Annotated in this window: 20 protein-coding genes; 10 read left to right on the forward strand and 10 right to left on the reverse strand. The window is 69.9% G+C overall.

Going from position 1 to position 16,818, the window contains the following annotated elements; all coding sequences use genetic code 11:
• Nucleotides 1-11: 11 nt before the first annotated feature.
• From N5095_RS12745 to N5095_RS12760, 4 genes are all read left to right on the forward strand, one after another.
• The gene (locus N5095_RS12745) at nt 12-257 is read left to right on the forward strand and encodes a DUF7312 domain-containing protein (protein WP_267623265.1); all 246 of its coding nucleotides are present in this window, start codon (nt 12-14) and stop codon (nt 255-257) included.
• Between the two features lie 84 nt (nt 258-341).
• Nucleotides 342-989: an NfeD family protein gene (locus N5095_RS12750; protein ID WP_267623266.1), complete on the forward strand. Its 648-nt coding sequence runs from the start codon at nt 342-344 to the stop codon at nt 987-989.
• Nucleotides 990-1,115: 126 nt separating this feature from the next.
• Nucleotides 1,116-2,372 carry an SPFH domain-containing protein gene (locus tag N5095_RS12755; protein ID WP_267623267.1) on the forward strand — a complete coding sequence of 419 codons (1,257 nt, stop codon included), beginning with the start codon at nt 1,116-1,118 and terminating at the stop codon, nt 2,370-2,372.
• A gap of 58 nt (nt 2,373-2,430) precedes the next feature.
• The gene (locus N5095_RS12760) at nt 2,431-3,063 is read left to right on the forward strand and encodes a winged helix-turn-helix transcriptional regulator (protein WP_267623268.1); all 633 of its coding nucleotides are present in this window, start codon (nt 2,431-2,433) and stop codon (nt 3,061-3,063) included.
• Nucleotides 3,064-3,080: 17 nt separating this feature from the next.
• Here N5095_RS12760 and N5095_RS12765 read toward each other — a convergent pair whose 3' ends face one another.
• The 5 genes from N5095_RS12765 to N5095_RS12785 all read right to left on the reverse strand — a co-directional run bounded on the left by N5095_RS12765 (nt 3,081) and on the right by N5095_RS12785 (nt 7,074).
• Entirely contained in the window at nt 3,081-3,752 is a 672-nt protein-coding gene (locus tag N5095_RS12765) for an HAD family hydrolase (RefSeq protein ID WP_267623269.1), read from the reverse strand.
• Between the two features lie 252 nt (nt 3,753-4,004).
• On the reverse strand, nt 4,005-4,268 hold the full coding sequence (locus N5095_RS12770) for a DUF7123 family protein (protein ID WP_267623270.1): 264 nt from the start codon (nt 4,266-4,268) through the stop codon (nt 4,005-4,007).
• A 197-nt stretch (nt 4,269-4,465) separates the two neighbouring features.
• Entirely contained in the window at nt 4,466-4,885 is a 420-nt protein-coding gene (locus N5095_RS12775; protein ID WP_267623271.1) for a DUF7575 domain-containing protein, read from the reverse strand.
• A gap of 107 nt (nt 4,886-4,992) precedes the next feature.
• Nucleotides 4,993-5,685 (reverse strand): type I 3-dehydroquinate dehydratase, encoded by a 693-nt coding sequence (locus N5095_RS12780; RefSeq protein ID WP_267623272.1) that lies wholly within the window; start codon nt 5,683-5,685, stop codon nt 4,993-4,995.
• 219 nt (nt 5,686-5,904) lie between these two features.
• A complete protein-coding gene (locus N5095_RS12785; RefSeq protein ID WP_267623273.1) occupies nt 5,905-7,074 on the reverse strand; it encodes a DNA-methyltransferase in 1,170 nt (389 codons plus the stop codon).
• A 243-nt stretch (nt 7,075-7,317) separates the two neighbouring features.
• On the opposite strand from N5095_RS12785, the gene yjjX reads away from it, so the two are divergent.
• A complete protein-coding gene (gene yjjX, locus N5095_RS12790; protein ID WP_267623274.1) occupies nt 7,318-7,872 on the forward strand; it encodes an inosine/xanthosine triphosphatase in 555 nt (184 codons plus the stop codon).
• A 16-nt stretch (nt 7,873-7,888) separates the two neighbouring features.
• On the opposite strand, the gene N5095_RS12795 is transcribed toward yjjX, so the two are convergent.
• Entirely contained in the window at nt 7,889-9,778 is a 1,890-nt protein-coding gene (locus N5095_RS12795) for a flippase-like domain-containing protein (protein ID WP_267623275.1), read from the reverse strand.
• Nucleotides 9,779-9,964: 186 nt separating this feature from the next.
• On the opposite strand from N5095_RS12795, the gene N5095_RS12800 reads away from it, so the two are divergent.
• From N5095_RS12800 to N5095_RS12810, 3 genes are all read left to right on the forward strand, one after another.
• Nucleotides 9,965-10,492, forward strand: coding sequence for a FlaD/FlaE family flagellar protein (locus N5095_RS12800; RefSeq protein ID WP_267623276.1), 528 nt, complete (start codon nt 9,965-9,967; stop codon nt 10,490-10,492).
• A gap of 109 nt (nt 10,493-10,601) precedes the next feature.
• Nucleotides 10,602-11,720: an actin-like salactin gene (locus tag N5095_RS12805; RefSeq protein WP_267623277.1), complete on the forward strand. Its 1,119-nt coding sequence runs from the start codon at nt 10,602-10,604 to the stop codon at nt 11,718-11,720.
• Between the two features lie 13 nt (nt 11,721-11,733).
• Nucleotides 11,734-12,762: a hypothetical protein gene (locus N5095_RS12810; RefSeq protein ID WP_267623278.1), complete on the forward strand. Its 1,029-nt coding sequence runs from the start codon at nt 11,734-11,736 to the stop codon at nt 12,760-12,762.
• 54 nt (nt 12,763-12,816) lie between these two features.
• On the opposite strand, the gene N5095_RS12815 is transcribed toward N5095_RS12810, so the two are convergent.
• Entirely contained in the window at nt 12,817-13,620 is an 804-nt protein-coding gene (locus tag N5095_RS12815; RefSeq protein ID WP_267623279.1) for a sugar phosphate isomerase/epimerase family protein, read from the reverse strand.
• A 65-nt stretch (nt 13,621-13,685) separates the two neighbouring features.
• Here N5095_RS12815 and N5095_RS12820 point away from each other — a divergent pair, with 65 nt between their 5' ends.
• Both N5095_RS12820 and N5095_RS12825 read left to right on the forward strand, forming a co-directional pair.
• Entirely contained in the window at nt 13,686-14,198 is a 513-nt protein-coding gene (locus N5095_RS12820; protein ID WP_267623280.1) for a DUF8048 family protein, read from the forward strand.
• Nucleotides 14,199-14,294: 96 nt separating this feature from the next.
• Nucleotides 14,295-14,828, forward strand: a complete 534-nt coding sequence (locus N5095_RS12825) for a GNAT family N-acetyltransferase (protein WP_267623281.1) — start codon at nt 14,295-14,297, stop codon at nt 14,826-14,828.
• On the opposite strand, the gene N5095_RS12830 is transcribed toward N5095_RS12825, so the two are convergent.
• From N5095_RS12830 to N5095_RS12840, 3 genes are all read right to left on the reverse strand, one after another.
• Nucleotides 14,829-15,050 carry a hypothetical protein gene (locus N5095_RS12830; protein WP_267623282.1) on the reverse strand — a complete coding sequence of 74 codons (222 nt, stop codon included), beginning with the start codon at nt 15,048-15,050 and terminating at the stop codon, nt 14,829-14,831.
• 49 nt (nt 15,051-15,099) lie between these two features.
• Nucleotides 15,100-16,239, reverse strand: a complete 1,140-nt coding sequence (locus N5095_RS12835; RefSeq protein ID WP_267623283.1) for an acyl-CoA dehydrogenase family protein — start codon at nt 16,237-16,239, stop codon at nt 15,100-15,102.
• Nucleotides 16,240-16,479: 240 nt separating this feature from the next.
• Nucleotides 16,480-16,761 carry a HalOD1 output domain-containing protein gene (locus N5095_RS12840; protein WP_267623284.1) on the reverse strand — a complete coding sequence of 94 codons (282 nt, stop codon included), beginning with the start codon at nt 16,759-16,761 and terminating at the stop codon, nt 16,480-16,482.
• Between the last annotated feature and the right edge of the window lie 57 nt (nt 16,762-16,818).

A 16,818-nucleotide genomic window follows, 5' to 3' on the forward strand; every position in this document is an offset into this window, starting at 1 on the left:
TACGAACGAGTATGAGCGACAGGAGCGGTCGGCGCCGCGACGGGCCGAGCGCCGGCGACGGCGACGGGGACGGCGACGGCGAGGGCGAAGAGGGGGAGTGGCGCTTCGGACTCGACGAGGTTGGCGAGGACGCCGAACCGGAGCGCGAGCCACGAGAGCCGCTCGAACCGGAGTCGGTGTCGGTCGAGAACGCCTTCTTCGTCCTCGTCGGCGCGCTGGCGACGGTCCTGCTGTTCTGGGCGCTGGCGATGCCCTGAGCGGGTCAGGGCGGACGGTCGGCGGCGGGCGGACCGCCGGGGTCCGTCCAAAGGGTTAATCGGTCGGCTTCCCTACCCGTCGACATGGACCGAGCGCGTGCCATCGTCCTCCAGTCGGGCCTCGTCGGTCCCGACACCCTTCCCCTCCTCCTCGTCATCGCCGGCATCGGCCTCTCCATCGCGGAGGCGTTCGCCCCCGGCGCCCACTTCATCGTCGTCGGCGTTGCCCTGCTGGCCGCGGGGCTCGTCGGCCTCCTACTGGGCTCGTTCGCGAGCCCCATCGTCCTCGCGCTGCTCGTCTTTCTGTTCGGCGCGCTGGCGCTGTACGGCTACCGCGAGTTCGACCTCTACGGCGGGAAGGGGACGGGCCAGACCTCCGACTCCGACTCGCTGACGGGGAAAACCGGCCGCGTCACCGAGCGCGTCACGCCCACCGAGGGACAGATAAAGCTCGACGAAGGGGGGTTCAACCCCTTCTACGCGGCACGGTCGGTCGACGGCGAGATTCCCGTCGGCAACGAGGTGATGGTCGTCGACCCCGGCGGCGGCAACGTCGTCACCGTCGAGTCCCTCGACGTCGTCGAGCGCGACGAAATCGACCGCGAGCTGGCGCGAGAGCGCGAGCGGTCGGCCGCCCGAAACGGGGACGACGGCGAGGCGGCGTCGGAAGACGCCGGGACGGGCGGGGACGAGTCGGAGCGCGAAGCCGAAACCGAGTCCGAGCGCAACTGAAGCGCTCGAGGGTCGCGCCGGCGTGGCGACGAGAGCCACCGAGGCGCCCGAAACGGGCCGTTTACTCCTGTCGACCGCCCGACGCGCAGGGGAAGTATTATCCCTGCGACATACCAAGCGTCCGATATGGCCCCCGTATCAGCCATCGTGCCGTTGCAGGCCCTTGGTATCGGCGTGGCAGTCGTCGGACTGCTGTTGCTGATCCTCGCGGTCGTCGTCGTGTTCTCGATGGTCGAGATCGTGAACGCCTACGAGAAGCGTGCCCTCACCGTGTTCGGCGAGTACCGGAAGCTCCTCGAACCCGGCATCAACTTCGTGCCGCCGTTCGTCTCCCGGACGTACCCCTTCGACATGCGCACCCAGACGCTCGACGTGCCGCGTCAGGAGGCCATCACCCGGGACAACTCGCCCGTGACCGCCGACGCCGTCGTCTACATCAAGGTGATGGACGCGAAGAAGGCGTTCCTCGAAGTCGAGGAGTACAAGGTCGCCGTCTCCAACCTCGCTCAGACCACCCTCCGTGCCGTCCTGGGCGACATGGAACTCGACGACACGCTGAACAAGCGCCAGGAGATCAACGCCCGCATCCGCCGCGAACTCGACGAGCCAACCGACGAGTGGGGGATTCGCGTCGAGTCCGTCGAGGTGCGCGAAGTGAACCCGAGCGCCGACGTCCAGCAGGCGATGGAGCAGCAGACCTCCGCCGAGCGCCGCCGGCGCGCCATGATTCTCGAGGCGCAGGGTGAGCGCCGCAGTGCCGTGGAGTCCGCGGAGGGTGAGAAGCAGTCGAACATCATCCGCGCCCAGGGTGAGAAGCAGTCCCAGATTCTGGAAGCGCAGGGTGACGCCATCTCGACCGTCCTGCGTGCGAAGTCCGCCGAGTCGATGGGCGAGCGCGCCATCATCGACAAGGGGATGGAGACGCTCGAGAACATCGGCCAGTCCGAGTCGACGACGTTCGTCCTGCCCCAGGAGCTCACCAGCCTCGTCGGCCGGTACGGCAAGCAGCTCTCCGGCAGCGACGTACAGGAGAAGGCCGGCCTCGACTCGCTCGACTTCGACGAGGAGACCCGCGAGCTCATCGGTCTCGACGACATCGAGGAGATAATCGGACAGATAGACGAGGCCGCCGAGATGGACGTCGAACAGCTCGAACAGGAGGCCGAAGCCGTCAAGGCCGGCGAAGGTGCCGACATGAAGAGCGCCGAGGAGGTCATCTCCGAGGCGAACGAGGAGGACGGTCTCGGCGACGGGTCGACCGCCGGCGGGAGCACGGCCAGCGCCGACGACACCGGTACCGCCACTGCCGACACCGCCGACGGCGCCGCCGCGGACGGCGAATCGGCCGCGACGGACCGCGAGCCCGAGCCCGAGACGGAGTAGCGGCCGGGCCGACACGCAGCCGAAGCTTTTTCTTCACGAGCCGTCTACCCCGAAGCAGATGCCACGGGGGGAGGACTCGTCCGTCGACGAGGGGAAGCGGGCTACGCTCCGTCGGTTCGCGGCGCTCGGAGCGGCGACGCCGCTGGTCGGGCTCGGCGACGCGAAGGATGCCGACGGCGACGGCGCCGACCGTAGCGACGCCCGCGACGCCATCGTCGGCTACCTCGCCGCGACCCCCGGCGCGCACTTCTCGAAGATTCGCGACGACCTCCAACTGGGCACCGGTGAGACCCAGCACCACCTCCGGCGGCTGGGCTCGGCGGGAGTGGTCACGTCGCGCAAGGACGGCGACTACAGCCGGTTCTTCCCGACGGGTCGCTTCTCGGAGTACGAGCAGGTCGCGCTGGGGTACCTCCGGCGTTCGACTCCCCGCGGGATGCTCATCGAACTCCTGCGGGACCCCGACGCGACCGGGAGCGACCTCGCCGACGCGCTCGACGTGTCGCGCGCCACCGTCTCGAACTACGCCGCCGACCTCGACGAGGCGGGGCTGATGACCCGCGAGGACGGGTACGCCGTCGCCAAGCCGGAGGTCGTCATCACGCTCCTTCTCAGGTACGCCGACTCCTTCGGCGCCGACGCCGCGACGTTCGCGGCCGAGGCGGACCGGTACATTCGGTTCGATCCGTAGCCGGTCCCACCAGCCCGTCAGCCCGTCGGACGTAACTCCGTCAACGCCGTCAGCGACTCGACTTCGTACGTCGGCTCCCGCTCCAACGTCACGTCCCGATTGTGCGAGCGACGAACGAACGCCGCGTCCATCTCCGCCCGGTCGGCGGCGACCACGTCGCTCTCGCGGTCGCCGACGTACAGCGAGTCTTCGGCCGCGACGCCGAGGTCGTCGAGCGTCTCGCGGAGGTAGTGCGGATCGGGCTTCTTGCGTTCGTACCCCTCGACGGTCGGGTCGCGTCCCCGGAGCACCGACGCCGACTCGGCGAACCCGACCCAGTCGGCGACGAACTCGACGGTCGCCTGTCGGTTGTTGCTGACGACGGCGATTTCGTGCGTCTCGGCGAGCGTCGAGAGGACCGCGGCGTCGTCGTAGGGGGCGCGGTCGCCCGCGTCGAGGCGCTCGTGTTCGAGTTCGCTCGCGCGCGCCTCCCGGTCGGCCCAGAAGGCGTCGGGGTCGAGTCCCTCGGCCGCGGCGGCGTCGAGGATGTCGCAGTGAGCGCCGTCGTGGTGGTCGAGGAGGTCGTCGGGCACGTCGGTGACGCCGGCGTCGGCGAACAACTCGCGCGTCGCGTCGTGGTAGAGCGTCGGGTCCGTTCCACGGCCGTCGAGCAACACCCCGTCCATGTCGAACAGAATCGCGTCGTACATTCGAGCGCTCGCGCTTGGGGAGGCGAGAGCAAACCGTTTCCGGGGACTGGGCGGGGTCCGGTCGAGGCCGGTGCGAGGTCTGGACCGGCCGCTGTCGACGTCACGTCCGAGTCGAGCGCTGGTCCGGACGGGGCGGAGGGCCACCGGCGAGTGACTGGGCGGTGGGACGATGCCAGCCCAGTGCGGTAACGCCGGCCCGGTGGGGCGATACCGGTGGCCGACTCGGTGAGATGACGCCGAGGCGAGCGGCGGTCAGACCGTAACCTTCCAGGTCGTCCCCGAGGAGTAGCCCCACTTCTCGACGGACACGTCGAACTCGCCGTCGAGCAGAGGCGACATGTTGGCACCGACCTCCTTCGCCGTCAGGTCGAGCTCCTCGGCGATGAGCCGGGACTTGAAGTAGGTCTTCGTCGCCCCCTCCTCGCGGAGGTAGGCGAGGATTCGACGCTGTTTGTCGGTGAGGTCGGTGGTGGGGTCGGCAGCGGTTGCGGCGCCGGTCGCGGAAGTCGCGCTCATACATCTACGGAGGAGAGTATCTCCAAAAGGGGATTTGGTACGGGAGGTTAACACGGCGCCGTCGAGCGGTTTTTGCGTCGTGTGAAGGACGTGACCGGTGTGGCACCCCCGCCAGCGGACGACGACGAGGTCGACAGGTACAGTCGGCTAACGGGCCTGACGGTCGAGAGAGCGGGGGAGCGTGGCTGGCGACGGGGTCAGTGGTGTGGCTCGTCGGGACGCGGGTCCTCGAACTCGAGCGTACACCAGTGACAGAACCCCATCTCGGGGTCGACGGGCCGGGCACAGGCGGGGCAGGTCGGTCCCTCGGTCCCCGCGTGACTCCGCCGGCCGAGGACGTACGCGTCGAATATCGAGAGCGAGAGCAGCACGAACAGTGTGACGACGACCCACCGGGGCCACTGCTGGACGTCGAGCAGGAACCCCGGCTCCATGAGTCGGGCCGGGTCGAACGCCATCGTGAGGAGTACCAGCGAGGCGCCCGCAGAGAGCGCGAACCAGGCGACGGCGCGTCGCCACTCGCGTAGGAAGAGGTGGCCGAGGCCGGCGACGCCGACGACGGCGCCGATGGCGCCGATCATGGCGGCCACGAACGCACGACGGCTCGTATCGGTCATTGCACGTCCTACGAACCGGATGTGGGATAAAGACCGGGGGTCCGAGACTCGAAACTGATACTGCCAGGGGTCGGCGGCGGCGCCGTCGACAGCCGCGACGCCGTCGCTCAGTCGCCCCCGAGCAGGTCCACCAGCGTCCGGAGCGTCCCGAGGTCGTACTGGCCCGGCGCGGTGGCGTCGGCCGGGTCGACCGGCGCGTAGCCGATTCGCGACCCGTAGACGGGGGCGACGGCGCGGGTGTGCCGTCCCGGCTCCCCCATCGCCATCGTGGCCGGCGTCCCGCCGTCGGCCGCGACCGCGTAGGTCGCCTGCAACAGCGCGAGCGCGTCGCCGCGGTCGGTCGCCGTCGTCGCGAGCTTCCCCACGTCGCCGGCGTCGCAGGCGGCCGAGAGCTGTTCGCGGAGCGCGTCGGGACGCGCCGTCCCCTCGAAGTCGTGGACCGAGGCGACGACGGCGACGCCCGACTCCCGGGCGTGCTCGCGCAGCGCGTCCGCCTCCGCCGCGTCGACGCCGCCCCGTCCCTCGAAGCAGGCCGCTTCGACGTCGACCGCCTCGACGGCGTCGTGGTCGACCGCCTCGGCGAGGACGGCGAGTCGCCCCTCGTCGTCGGCCTCGCCGCCCTCCCACGTCGCCCGGTTGGTCGCGAGAAGCGGCAGCGTCCCGTCGTAGTCGTCGAGCGCCGCGAGCGGGTCGTCCGCGAGGTCCATTCGGAACTCCACGGCGTCAGCGTCGTCGCGGGCGGCGGCCTCGTCGTCGAGGTCCGCCGTCGAGGCCGCGAGCACGAACGAATCGAACTCCATAGTCCGACCTCCGGCGCCGGCGACAAAACGCTGTCTCACCCGCGCGGACGAAGCGCCGGCGCGGGACGGGGTGGGAAGCGGGGAAGAAGGAAAAGAGAAGAGCGGAGGGAATGGGAGGAAAGCGGACAGGGAGGAGAGCAGAGGGGAGGAAAGCGGACAGGGAGGAGAGCAGAGGGGAGGAGAGCAGAGGAGAGGAAAACGGAGGGGATACCGGGCGCGTCACCCCTCGAAGGGGGTGTAGTCGACGCGGTACCGACGGGCGGGTGCGGTGGTCTCGCGGGTGCCACCCTCGCCCGAGTCGGTGTCGTCGATGCGGTCGACGCCGTCGACGGCGTAGAACCGGATGCGGCGCTCCTGCTTCGTGACGACGGGCACGTCGTAGTGGACCGCCTCGTAGTTCGGGTCGCGGTCGCGGTCGGCGAGGAAGTCGCGGTGTCGCTCGAGGCGGGCGCTGAGGTGCCGGTCGGAGCGCTCGGCGAGACCGCTCCGGCGGTCGTCGAAGGCGGCGACGAAGTCGGGGTCGAGTTCGTAGCCGACCGAGTCACGAGCCGCGAGCATCGCGGCGAGGGTCGTCGTCCCCGTCCCCCAGAAGGGGTCGAGGACGGTGTCGCCGTACGCGGAGTACATCCGAACCAACCGGAGCGGGAGTTCGAGGGGGTACGCCGCAGAGCGGTCGCGGACGTCCGTCGCCCCCTCCGATTCGGTCGCGTCGTCCGCGTCACCCGCTCCCCCGGTGCCCCCCGCTCCGGTGCCGGCTCCGCTGTCGGCCGCGTCCTCGCGGTCGGCGAGCGTCTGCGTCGTCCCGCCCAACTCCCACAGGTCGGAGAACCAGCGGTTGCGCTCCTCCCAGAAGAAGGCGCTCTCGTAGCGGGCGTCGTCGCCGGGGGGGAACCGGCGGGTCTCCCCCTTCCGGAAGACGAGGACGTACTCGTGTTCGAGCGTGACGTAGGCGTTCGAGGGGAGCATCCCCGAACCCATGAACTTCGTGAGGCTGTTGGTCGGCTTGCGCCAGAGGATATCGGGGAGCGCTCGTAGGCCCCGTTCACGGAGGGCGGCGAGGACGCGGGCGTGATTGGGGTACTGCCGGAACCCGTCGTCGAGCGAGCGGGTCGCGTCGCCGACGTTGACGCAGGCGATTCCCCCCGGCGCGAGCACCCGAACGACCTCGTCCCAGACGGCGTCGAGCGTCTCGTGCATCCGCTCGAACGCCGTCTCCCCGTCGCCGCGGTCGAGCGCGTCCCGGACCGCCGGCTCCTGCTCGGCGAACAGGTCGTCCCACATCTCTATCATCGGGTACGGCGGGGAGGTGACGACGAGGTCGACGGCGCCGTCGTCGACGGCGGCCATGTCGGCGGCGTCGGCGACGTAGAGGCGGTGCTCGGTTCGCACTGCGTAGCGGTTGGTGTGGAGGGTACTAGTCTTTTCGCCGAGTTGGGGGGTACTCTGAAAACGGCGGCGTGTCGACGGAGACGGAACTGTACCGGCGTCCCACGGAGGCCCCCGCTCCCTTCCGGAGCTTCACCCTACGTCGGCTGGCCGGTTAGTCGCCGTTGGCGCCACGAACGGTGAGTCGTCGCTCGCAGTCGCGTCCGGTTCCGACAGCCCGATGTGGGTCGGCGTCGGACCGCGACCATGACCACTCGAGTCGGCGTCGGCAGCGGCAACCCGGTGAAGCGACGGGCGGTCGAAGCGGTGTTGAACGACGGGAACGGCGGCTTCGCCGAGGCGTCGGTGGAGGCCGTCCCGGTCGACTCCGGCGTGAGCGAACAGCCCGAGGGCCACGCGGAGACCCTCGAAGGCGCCGAGAACCGCGCGCGGGCCGTCGTCGAGGCGGGGTCGGACCTCGGAGTCGGCGTGGAGGGCGGCGTGGCGACGTTGGACGCCGGTGCCGGAGACGCCCGAGGCGACCTCTACCTCGTCATGTGGGCCGCCGTCACCGACGGCGACCGCTGGGGCCGGGGGTCGGGGCCGGCGCTCGCGCTCCCCGCTGACGTCGCCGAGCGCGTGCGCGACGGCGAGGAACTCGGCCCGGTGATGGACGACACGCTCGGCGAGGAGCACGTCGCGCGAAAGCAGGGTGCGGTCGGGGCGTTCACCGGCGGTCGCGTCGACCGCGCGGACGCGTTGGCGACGGCGGTCGCGGGGGCGCTCGGACCGTTCGTCACGGACCACTACCGAACGCGCTGACGGACGCCGCCGGGACTCAGTCCTGGGCGGACTCCGCGCCCTCGACCCGCTCTCCCACGTCCGCGGACTCGTCGACCGCGGTGGTGAGCGAGACGTTGAGCGACGCCATCGAGACGACCCCGCCGGCGAGGGTGACGAGGTTCTTCACGGCGTGGTCGACGAACGCGGCGCCGACCACGACGGCGGGAGAGATGGCCGGGACGAGGACGACGACGAGCACGGTGAAGGCGGCCTCGTACAGTCCGATGCCGCCGGGCGACAGCGGGAGCACCTTCGCGAGGTTGCCGACGCTCACCGCGAAGAAGGAGACGGCGAGCAGGTAGCCGAGCGGGACGCCGGCGGGGATTCCGAACGCCAGCAGGACGAGGAACGCGGTGAGCACGTCGAGCGTCCAGATGGCGAGACTCGACAGGCCGACGCGGGCGAACGCGCCGGGCGTGCCGGCCGCCCGCTGGAGGTCGCCGACGAACCGCTCGACGACCCCGGCGACCATGTCCGCGTAGGAGTCGTCACTGAGGCGAGCGACGACCGGGCGCACGAGGTTGCGCTCGGAGCGCGCGGAGGCGACGATGGCGACGACGGCGCCGACCGCGGCGACGCCGACGAACGCGGCGACGCCGGCCGCGACGCGAGCCGCGTTCTTGTCCACGTCGCCGACGGTGCCCGAGCCGGTGATGCCGACGATTAGCTCCGTGGTGCGGCCGGTGGCGACGAGTCCGACGAAGACGAGGCCAGCGAGTGCGACCAGCGAGAGCAGGTCGAACACCCGCTCTGCGGCGAGGGAGGCGAACCCGGAGGCGTACGGGATGCGCCGGCGGGCCTTCACGACGTACGCGCGCACGGCGTCGCCGGCGCGGGCCGGGAAGACGAGGTTCCCCGTCTGGCTGATGAAGATGGCCCCCGTCAGGAAGCCGACCGACTCGCGATACCCCAACTCGGAGAGGATGTCGCGGTAGCGCGTCCCCCGGAGGGGCCACGAGAACAGGTAGACCAGCGCCGCGCCGGCGATGAGCGCCGGGTCGGCCTCGCTGGCGCGGGCGACAACCTGCTCGAAGTCGATGTACAGCGTCATCAGCCCGACCGCGACGACCGTCATCAGGATGCCGACGGCCATCGAGACCTTCCGAGTGATACGGGGTTGAACCGACAGCTCCCACCACGTCCGGAGAACCTGACTCCCCATCCCGAGCACGTCGCGGACGAGGTCGACTTTCGTGTCACCCTTCGGCGTCCAGTCGACCGGGAACTCGGCGACGCGGTACCCCCGACGCTGAGCGCGCACGAGCAGTTCGGTGTCCCAGAACCAGTGGTTGTCGCGGATGTCGTGGTGGAGCACCTCGAACGCCTCCCGCGAGACGGCCTTGAATCCGCACTGGTGGTCACGTAGGGAAGACCGGAGGAAGAGCCGCACGAACCCGTTGTAGACGCGGCTCGGGACGCCCCGTTTCGGCGGTCGGTCCGCGGTGCGGCCGGGCATCCAGCGCGAGCCGGTCGCCACGTCGGCCTCGCCGGAGCGCACCGTCTCGACGAGCTCCTCGAGGTGACGCATGTCGGTCGCGAGGTCGGTGTCGAAGTACACCAGCACGTCGCCGTCGGCGGCGGCGAAGGCCCGCTCCAAGGCGCCGCCGCGACCGAGGCGCTCGTCGCTGTGGAAGTGTCGGACCCGGGCGTCCTCGGCGGCGAGGCGACCGGCGATGTCGGGCGTGGCGTCGTCACAGCCGTCCTCCGCAACCATCACCTCGAAGCTCCCGCTCGGAAGGAAGCGTGAGAGCGTCGACAGCGTCTCGCGGACCGTCCCCTCAATGGTCTGCGCCTCGTTGTACGCGGGGAGGACGACGCTCACCTCGACGCTCGCGGGGGACCGGCGAGCCTCAGGTGCGTCGGCCGCGGCGGCCGGGCCACTCATTGGGAGCCTCTCACCCCGGCGAGTGTAAGAACTTTCTGTCTCGCCGGAGGTCGGCCGTCTCCCGCTCCGAGATGCGCTGTGGCGACGAGACGCTCCGTCCGGACGGTTCGACCCCGAAAACCAGTTGTCCAGATTATCAATCAGTACGCCGAACATTTTTCACGGTGGACTGTGAGAGGCCAGTCGATGAGCCTCGACCCGCGCGACTACGACCTCACCGAGCTCCGGTCGGTTGCCGGCGGCGAGTTCGTCGCCGACCCCGACGCGAGCGGCGACGAACCCACCGACGAGAGCACCGTATCGCCGGGTGAGCGGCTCCGCCGCCGGGAGCGCGACCGCGAACTGCTGACGCTCGCGGCCGCCGACGGCGACAGCGTCGAACGCCCCTTCGTCGACCGAATCCCGGTGTCGCGGGCCGCAGAGCGGGTCGTCTTCGACTGGCTCGACTTCCTGCTCACCGTCGGCGGCGAGACGGGTGCACGCGACGCCCTCACCTACTACGAACGCGTCGAGTGGCTCGGCACGTCCGCCCGGGAGTCCCTCGAACGCTACTTGGACGGGTTCCCCGAGGCCCACCGCGGCGGCGAGGGCCGCGTCACGCTCGACGACCATCGCGAGAGCCTCGCCTTTGTCGCCCGTATCCGCGCCTTCGACGCGCCGCGCCGGCGACGCGAGGCGCTGCGAGACGCCCGCACGCCGGCCGACGGCGAGTAGTCCCTCGGTGGTCGAGCGGCGCCGAATCCTGTCACCGAGTTGTATTCAGATATTTACCAGTGATAAATTGAAAGTCAGGTTTTTCAATAAGGAGTGGGTCGGCCCTCGTATGGCACCCGAAACCGAAACGGACGCAGCCCCGAACGCAGCCGCGGACGACGCCGAGGCTTCGAGTTCCGACGCGGCGTTCGGCGACGAGTCGAGCGCCGCCCAGCGAACCGCGGTCGGCGTCAAACTCGGCAGTACCCGGACCGTACTCTCGATGGGTCGCGACGAGGAACGACGCGTCGTGAAGACGCTCACCTGTCTCGCCACGTACGAGGACGCCCTCACGGGCGACGAGCGCGTCCTCTACGGCGAGACGGCCGCCGCCGAGTACCCCGACCGCGTCCAGTACATGCTCCGCTCCGGCCTCCCGGAGGACGACGAGCGCGCCGAACTCACCGAGCGCTTCTTCGCCGAACTGCTCCGTTCGGAGTCGGTTCCCGAGGACAGCGGCGTCGTCTACGCCATCCCGACCATCGACAACGAGCCCGGGCTGGAGAACCTCGGCGCGGTCGTCGAGGACAGCGAAATCGGCTCCGAGGGCGTCCGTTCGTACCCCGAGTCGCTCTGTGGCGCCATCCCGGCGATGGGCGACGGCCTCGAAGCCATCAACGACATCTTCGTCTCCATCAACCTCGGCTCGACGAACCTCGAGGCCTGTGCGTACCGCCGCGGCGAGCAGCTCGCCCCGTGGGCGACGGGCGCCGTCACCGGCGTCGGCGTCGACCGGGCCATCACGGGCTACGTCGAGGAGGAGACCCAGCGCCGGGTCACCGTCGACCAGCAGACCGCCCGCGAGTACAAGGAACAGCACGCCGACTTCGTCGACTACGAGCCGTTCACGGACATCGTCCAGCAGCCCGGCGGCGGCTCCCACGAGTTCACCATCGAGTGGGCGGTCATGGACGCCGTCGACGAGTTCGTCGACGCCGCCGTCGAGGCCGTCGCCGACGACTTCCTCCCCGGCGTCGCCCAGGAGCACGTCCGCGTCTACCGCCGCGCCCTCGACCGACCCATCGTCCTCACGGGCGGGATGGCCTGCATCCCCGGCCTCGTCGAGGAGTTCGAGACCCGTCTGAGCGAGACGCTCGACCGCGAGGTCACCTGCGTCGCCCCCGACGACCCCGAGCTGGCGGCCGCCGAGGGCGCCCAGCGCATCGCCGAGCGCCTGCTCGAGAACTGAGCTGAACCGACCGATGGCCGCCGGCGCCGACGGAACGGACGGTCGTCACCCCGCCGAGAGCGACGCCGGCGGGGCCACCGGCGGCGACGCCGACGACGGTACCGACGCTACACCGGTCTCCGGTCCGGAGCGGTGGTGTTACGCCGGCGAGAAGCCCGTCGAGACCGTCCCGGTCGCGGACGGGTGGGCCGCCGTCACGACCCACCGACTCCTCCTCTCCGACCCGAGCGACGGCGGGTCGAACCTCCTCGCCGTCGACCGGCCGAACGTGACCGACGTGCGCGTCGACGCGGCCGGCACGACGCGGTACCTCGAACACCTCCCCGACCTCGTCGTCTACACGCTCGTCCTCCTCGGCGGCCGGGCCGGGCTCGCCTTCGTCGACTTCGGTTCGACGCTGTCGACGAGCATCCCGTCGGGGACCGGAATCGGCGGGCTCTCCTCGATGCTGTCGATGTTCCAGACGGGGTTTCGACTGCTCTCGACCGGCCTTCTGGTCGGCGGGGTCCTCTGTGGGGCCGCGGCGCTGGCGCTCGGTGGGCTCTACGTCCGCTCGCGGGAGCGGCGACTGGTCGTCGACCGCGCCGGCGACGAACCGCTCGAACTCCCGCTTCCGGACGGCGCCGTCGACGCCGGACGGCTCCGGGCGGCGCTCGGGCTGGACACCGACGCTCAGGGCGCCGGACCGAGCGCGCCGGACGAACCCAGCGCGAGACCTGTCGGCGCGAGCGGGACCGACGCCGCCGACACGCCGACCGGCGCCGACACGCGGAACGTCACTGACACGCGGAACGTCACCGACGTACCGACCGGCGTCGACACTCCGAACGTCGCCGACACTCCCGAGACTCGGACGGCTTCCGACGTCCGTGCAGACCCCGACCGTCGTCCCCCCGCCGACCGGGACGCCGCACCCGGACCGGACGCGCCTGTCGCCGGTCGGGACGAGGAGGGCTCTGACGAGCCGTTCGACCTGAGCGAGTTCGAGCGGGCGGAGGCGTACGACTCGATAGAGTCGATTCCGCCGGACGAACGGCTCTGAGACGGCGTCGACCCGGTCGCAACTCTCGGCTCCACCTGTCGGTCGCTCGCCGGCTCACAACAGTTCGTCCAACCGCTCCTTGCTCGTCCCGACGTAGTCGTAGTTCAGCGTGTACACCTCGAGCGAGAGCGTCCCGTCCCACTCGGCGGGAAACGCCTCGAACACCTGCTCGAAGTCGATGGTGCCGGCGCCGAAGGGGAGGTGTTCGTCCTTCGACCCGCGGGTGTCGTTGAGGTGGACGTGCGAGATGCGCTCCCCGTGGTCGGCGACGAACGAGGCGATGCCGCCGGAGTCCCGCCCGTCCATCCGGGCGTGACCGGTGTCGAGGGTCATCGACACCTCCGTATCGGCGAGCAGTCGGTCGAACTCGTGGGTCCGAAAGACGCTGTAGGGGACGTTCTCCGCGCAGAGTTCCACGTCGCGGTCGGCGGCGTACGCGTCGAGCGTCCGAACCGACTCGACGACACCCTCGCGAACCGTCGAGCGGTCCCACGCGGCGCCCCAGGCGTGGGAGTCGGGGTGGACGACCGCCTTCTCGACGCCGATGTCGGCGGCGAGGTCGAGGTACGCCTCCAGTTCACGGACCGTCCCCTCCCGAACCCGTTCGTGCGGGGAGCCGAGGTCGAATCCGCCGAAAGGGAGGTGTGCGAGCACGGAGAGCGCCCGACCCGCCGGTCGGTCCGTGTTCACCGCGTCGACGGCGTTCCGAACCGACGCGGGGTCGAGTCGGCTCCGGGCGCCCGCTCCGTCCAGCATCAACTCGACGAAGTCGAACCCGAAGTGGTCGGCGGCCTCGACAGCCTCGTCGAACGCCATCCCCTGTTGCGTGACGAACCCGGTCCGGACGTTCGGGTTCACGATTGCCTCATGGCCCGTCGTTCGGACCGTGCGCGTTTATCTCCGTGGGTGACCCCGAGACCTCCGTGGGTGGCCCCGAGGCGGACGCCGTCGTCGCCACCTGCGCCGCCGCCCCCGCTGTCGCCGTCGAATCGACCGACGGCGGCCCACGAACGTCCGCCGTAGCCGGACTCCTTTTGCGTCTGCCGGTCCAAGAGCCGGCGATGAGCGACGACCGGGACCCGCTCGCCGTCTTCGACGACGCACTCGTCGCCGCGGTCGCCCAGGAGCGCAGCCTCGACCCGACCGCCCTCAGGACGCTCGTCCGCCGCCACCAGGAGGCCGTCCGGTCGCTCCCCGGCGTCGACGGCCTCGTCTACGAGTGGCGGAAGGCGTTCGCCAACGACCCCCTGCTCGAACGCCGGCCGGAGGCGTACTTCCTCGCGCTCCCGGGACACGTCTGGATAGAGTTCGCCTCGACCATCGAGGCCGACGGGGACGAACTCGCCGCCGTCCGCGACGTCCACGAGCGGTTCCTCCGACGCGAACTCGGCGACGTGCTCGACGACCGCGAGGCGATGGTGCTCGTGCGGCCCTGAGGCCACCGGAGCCTCGCTCGTCGGTCCCGGTTTCGGTTCGACAGTCAGTACCACGGCACGGAAACGTTCACCTTCCAGCGCCCGGCATTCGGAGGTATGCCCGGTGCAGTGTTTCTGGAGAACGAGACGGTCGAACTCCGAACCGTCGAGGAGGAGGACCTCGAGTTCGTCCGCGACAACGTCAACGACCCCGAGGTCTGGCGCACGCTCGGTATGTCCCGGCCGAACAACATGAAGGATGAGGAGCAGTGGCTCGAGCGAATCTCCGAGGAGGACGACGACGTGCACCTCCTGATGGCCGACGACGGCGAACCGGTCGGCTCGGTCGGCCTCCACGTCAATCAGGAGTGGGGCGTCGGCGAGTTCGGCTACTGGGTCGCCGCCGACCACTGGGGCAACGGTTACTGTACCGCCGCCGTTCGCCTCCTCAGCGGCTACGCCTTCGACCACCTCCGGCTCCACAAGGTCGCCGCCGGCGTCTACGACCACAACCCCGGCTCGGCGAAGGTGCTCGAGAAGGTCGGCTTCGAGCGCGAGGGCGTCCGCCGCGAGGAGGCGTTCGTCGACGGCGAGTACCACGACGTGTTGCGGTACGGACTGTTGGCCGACGAACTGGAGCGCGAGCAGTAGTCAGAACAGCGCGAACGGCCCGCCGACGGAGATGCTCAGGCCGACGGCGACAAAGACGACGCCGAGGACGCGCGTGAACGTCGTCCGCGCGCCCGTCGGCTCGACCGTCGCGGTCGACCCGTCGCTACCGGCGATTCTCCGGGAGGCGGACCGTAGCTGTCGCTCTCCCGTCGGAAATGAAGAACGCTGTGGTCGGGTGTCGGAGCCGACCCCGTTAGCCATCCGAATCCGCCTGGGAGGCCGAGCTGTCGCCCCTGGAGGCTCCACCAGGTTACAGTCCGAGTTGGCGGCCGATGACGAGGTGCTGAATCTCGCTCGTGCCCTCGCCTATCTCCATCAGCTTCGCGTCGCGGTAGAACCGCTGGGGCGCGAAGTCGGTGGTGTAGCCGTAGCCGCCGAGCACCTGCACGGCGTCTTCTGCGTTCTCGCGGGCGGCCTCGCTGGCGTCGAGCTTGGCGAGCGCGGACTCGCGGTTGACCTCGTTGCCCTGGTCGTACGTCCAGGCGGCTTTGTGTGTGAGGAGGCGCGCGGACTCGACCTTGCGGTGCATGTCGACGATTTTGTCCCGAATCGCGTCGAACTTCGAGATGGGCTGGCCGAACTGCTCGCGCTCACCTGCGTACTCCTTCGCGTGGTCGTAGGCGCCCTGTGCGAGCCCGGTCGACAGCGCGGCGATGGAGATGCGCCCGCCGTCGAGGGTCTTCTTCGTCTGCTCCCAGCCCTCGCCCTCCTCGCCGAGCAGGCGGTCCTCGGGGACGCGCACGTCGTCGAGGGCGATTTCACAGGTCGGCGAGCAGTTGAGTCCCATCTTGTCCCAAACGGTCGTGACTTCGAACCCGTCGTCCTCGGGGTCGACGATGAACGTAGAGATGCCGTCGTAGCCCGCACCGGGCTCGGTGACGGCCTTCACGAGGACGGAGCCGGCGACGGAGGCGTTCGTGATGAACTGCTTGGTGCCGTTCAGGACGTACTCGTCGCCGTCTCTCTCCGCCATCGTGTCCATGTCGCTTGCGTCGGAGCCGGAGCCGGGTTCGGTGAGCGCCCAGGCGCCCATCGCGTCACCGGAGGCGAGCGGCGCGAGCCACTCCGCTTTCTGTTCCTCGGTGCCGAACATCTCGATGGGTTTGGAGGCGAGGGAGACGTGCGCGGCGTAGGAGAGGCCGATGCCGCCGGAGACGCGACCGAGTTCCTCGGTGACCAGCGCGTACATGAGCTGGTCGCCGCCGAGACCGCCGTACTCTTCGGAGACGGGAACGCCCATCACGTCGAGGTCGGCGAGCTGGTCGAACACCTCCTGCGGGAAGCGGTGCTCGTCCTCGATCTCCTGTGCGATGGGGGCGATCTCCTCCTGACAGAACTCCCGGACGGTGTCCCGAATCATCCGGTGTTCCGCGGGCAGCTCGAAGTCCATGTCCGACCTTACAGCAGGCCACGCATAAAGACAGCGAACGACCGTGAGGAACCGCGTCCGCGGGGCGTTGGTGGGGGACGAGGCGAAGCGAAACGAAGCGAGGCGAGGCGAAGCGAGCCGGGACGGACCCGAGGCGAAGCAAAAGCGGAGTGACCGACGCCGGGCGGGCCGGTCGGTCCCGGCGCTCGAAGAGTGAAGCGGAGAGAGAGAGAGCGGGAGTGAAACGGGGGTGGGTCGGAGCTACGGCGGAGTGACGACGACGCGACCTTCGCTGTAAACCGTGACCTCGCACTCGGCCAGTTCGAACGTGAGTCGGCCGCCGGTCCTGATGGCGCCGTCGGCCTTCTTTCCGAACACCTGTTCGAGCCCGTCCGGGTCGACCACGTCGTACAGACGCGTGTCGAGTTTGAGCGGGTCGATTCCGGTCGCTTCGGCCACCGCCTCTACGACGGCCGTGCCGAGTCGCTCCCCGTGGGCGAACCGTTCCACCGTCTCCACCTGAGTTCCGTGCGTCCCTCCCATCCCTGACTGGTGAGAGGACCGTGTTTGAGTCTTAAATATCTATGGGTGAATGAACGG

This window comes from Halobium salinum (genome assembly GCF_026586625.1).
Taxonomy (GTDB): Archaea; Halobacteriota; Halobacteria; order Halobacteriales; family Haloferacaceae; genus Halobium; species Halobium salinum.

Excerpts from the sequence above, each read along its gene's own strand:
- N5095_RS12795 (WP_267623275.1), bottom strand. The coding sequence starts at position 9,778 with ATGAGTGGCCCGGCCGCCGCGGCCGACGCACCTGAGGCTCGCCGGTCC.
- N5095_RS12750 (WP_267623266.1), top strand. The coding sequence starts at position 342 with ATGGACCGAGCGCGTGCCATCGTCCTCCAGTCGGGCCTCGTCGGTCCC.
- N5095_RS12805 (WP_267623277.1), top strand. The coding sequence starts at position 10,602 with ATGGCACCCGAAACCGAAACGGACGCAGCCCCGAACGCAGCCGCGGAC.
- N5095_RS12760 (WP_267623268.1), top strand. The coding sequence starts at position 2,431 with ATGCCACGGGGGGAGGACTCGTCCGTCGACGAGGGGAAGCGGGCTACG.
- N5095_RS12810 (WP_267623278.1), top strand. The coding sequence starts at position 11,734 with ATGGCCGCCGGCGCCGACGGAACGGACGGTCGTCACCCCGCCGAGAGC.
- N5095_RS12745 (WP_267623265.1), top strand. The coding sequence starts at position 12 with ATGAGCGACAGGAGCGGTCGGCGCCGCGACGGGCCGAGCGCCGGCGAC.
- N5095_RS12770 (WP_267623270.1), bottom strand. The coding sequence starts at position 4,268 with ATGAGCGCGACTTCCGCGACCGGCGCCGCAACCGCTGCCGACCCCACC.
- N5095_RS12835 (WP_267623283.1), bottom strand. The coding sequence starts at position 16,239 with ATGGACTTCGAGCTGCCCGCGGAACACCGGATGATTCGGGACACCGTC.
- N5095_RS12780 (WP_267623272.1), bottom strand. The coding sequence starts at position 5,685 with ATGGAGTTCGATTCGTTCGTGCTCGCGGCCTCGACGGCGGACCTCGAC.
- N5095_RS12800 (WP_267623276.1), top strand. The coding sequence starts at position 9,965 with ATGAGCCTCGACCCGCGCGACTACGACCTCACCGAGCTCCGGTCGGTT.
- N5095_RS12840 (WP_267623284.1), bottom strand. The coding sequence starts at position 16,761 with ATGGGAGGGACGCACGGAACTCAGGTGGAGACGGTGGAACGGTTCGCC.
- yjjX (WP_267623274.1), top strand. The coding sequence starts at position 7,318 with ATGACCACTCGAGTCGGCGTCGGCAGCGGCAACCCGGTGAAGCGACGG.
- N5095_RS12830 (WP_267623282.1), bottom strand. The coding sequence starts at position 15,050 with ATGGCTAACGGGGTCGGCTCCGACACCCGACCACAGCGTTCTTCATTT.
- N5095_RS12755 (WP_267623267.1), top strand. The coding sequence starts at position 1,116 with ATGGCCCCCGTATCAGCCATCGTGCCGTTGCAGGCCCTTGGTATCGGC.
- N5095_RS12825 (WP_267623281.1), top strand. The coding sequence starts at position 14,295 with ATGCCCGGTGCAGTGTTTCTGGAGAACGAGACGGTCGAACTCCGAACC.
- N5095_RS12765 (WP_267623269.1), bottom strand. The coding sequence starts at position 3,752 with ATGTACGACGCGATTCTGTTCGACATGGACGGGGTGTTGCTCGACGGC.
- N5095_RS12775 (WP_267623271.1), bottom strand. The coding sequence starts at position 4,885 with ATGACCGATACGAGCCGTCGTGCGTTCGTGGCCGCCATGATCGGCGCC.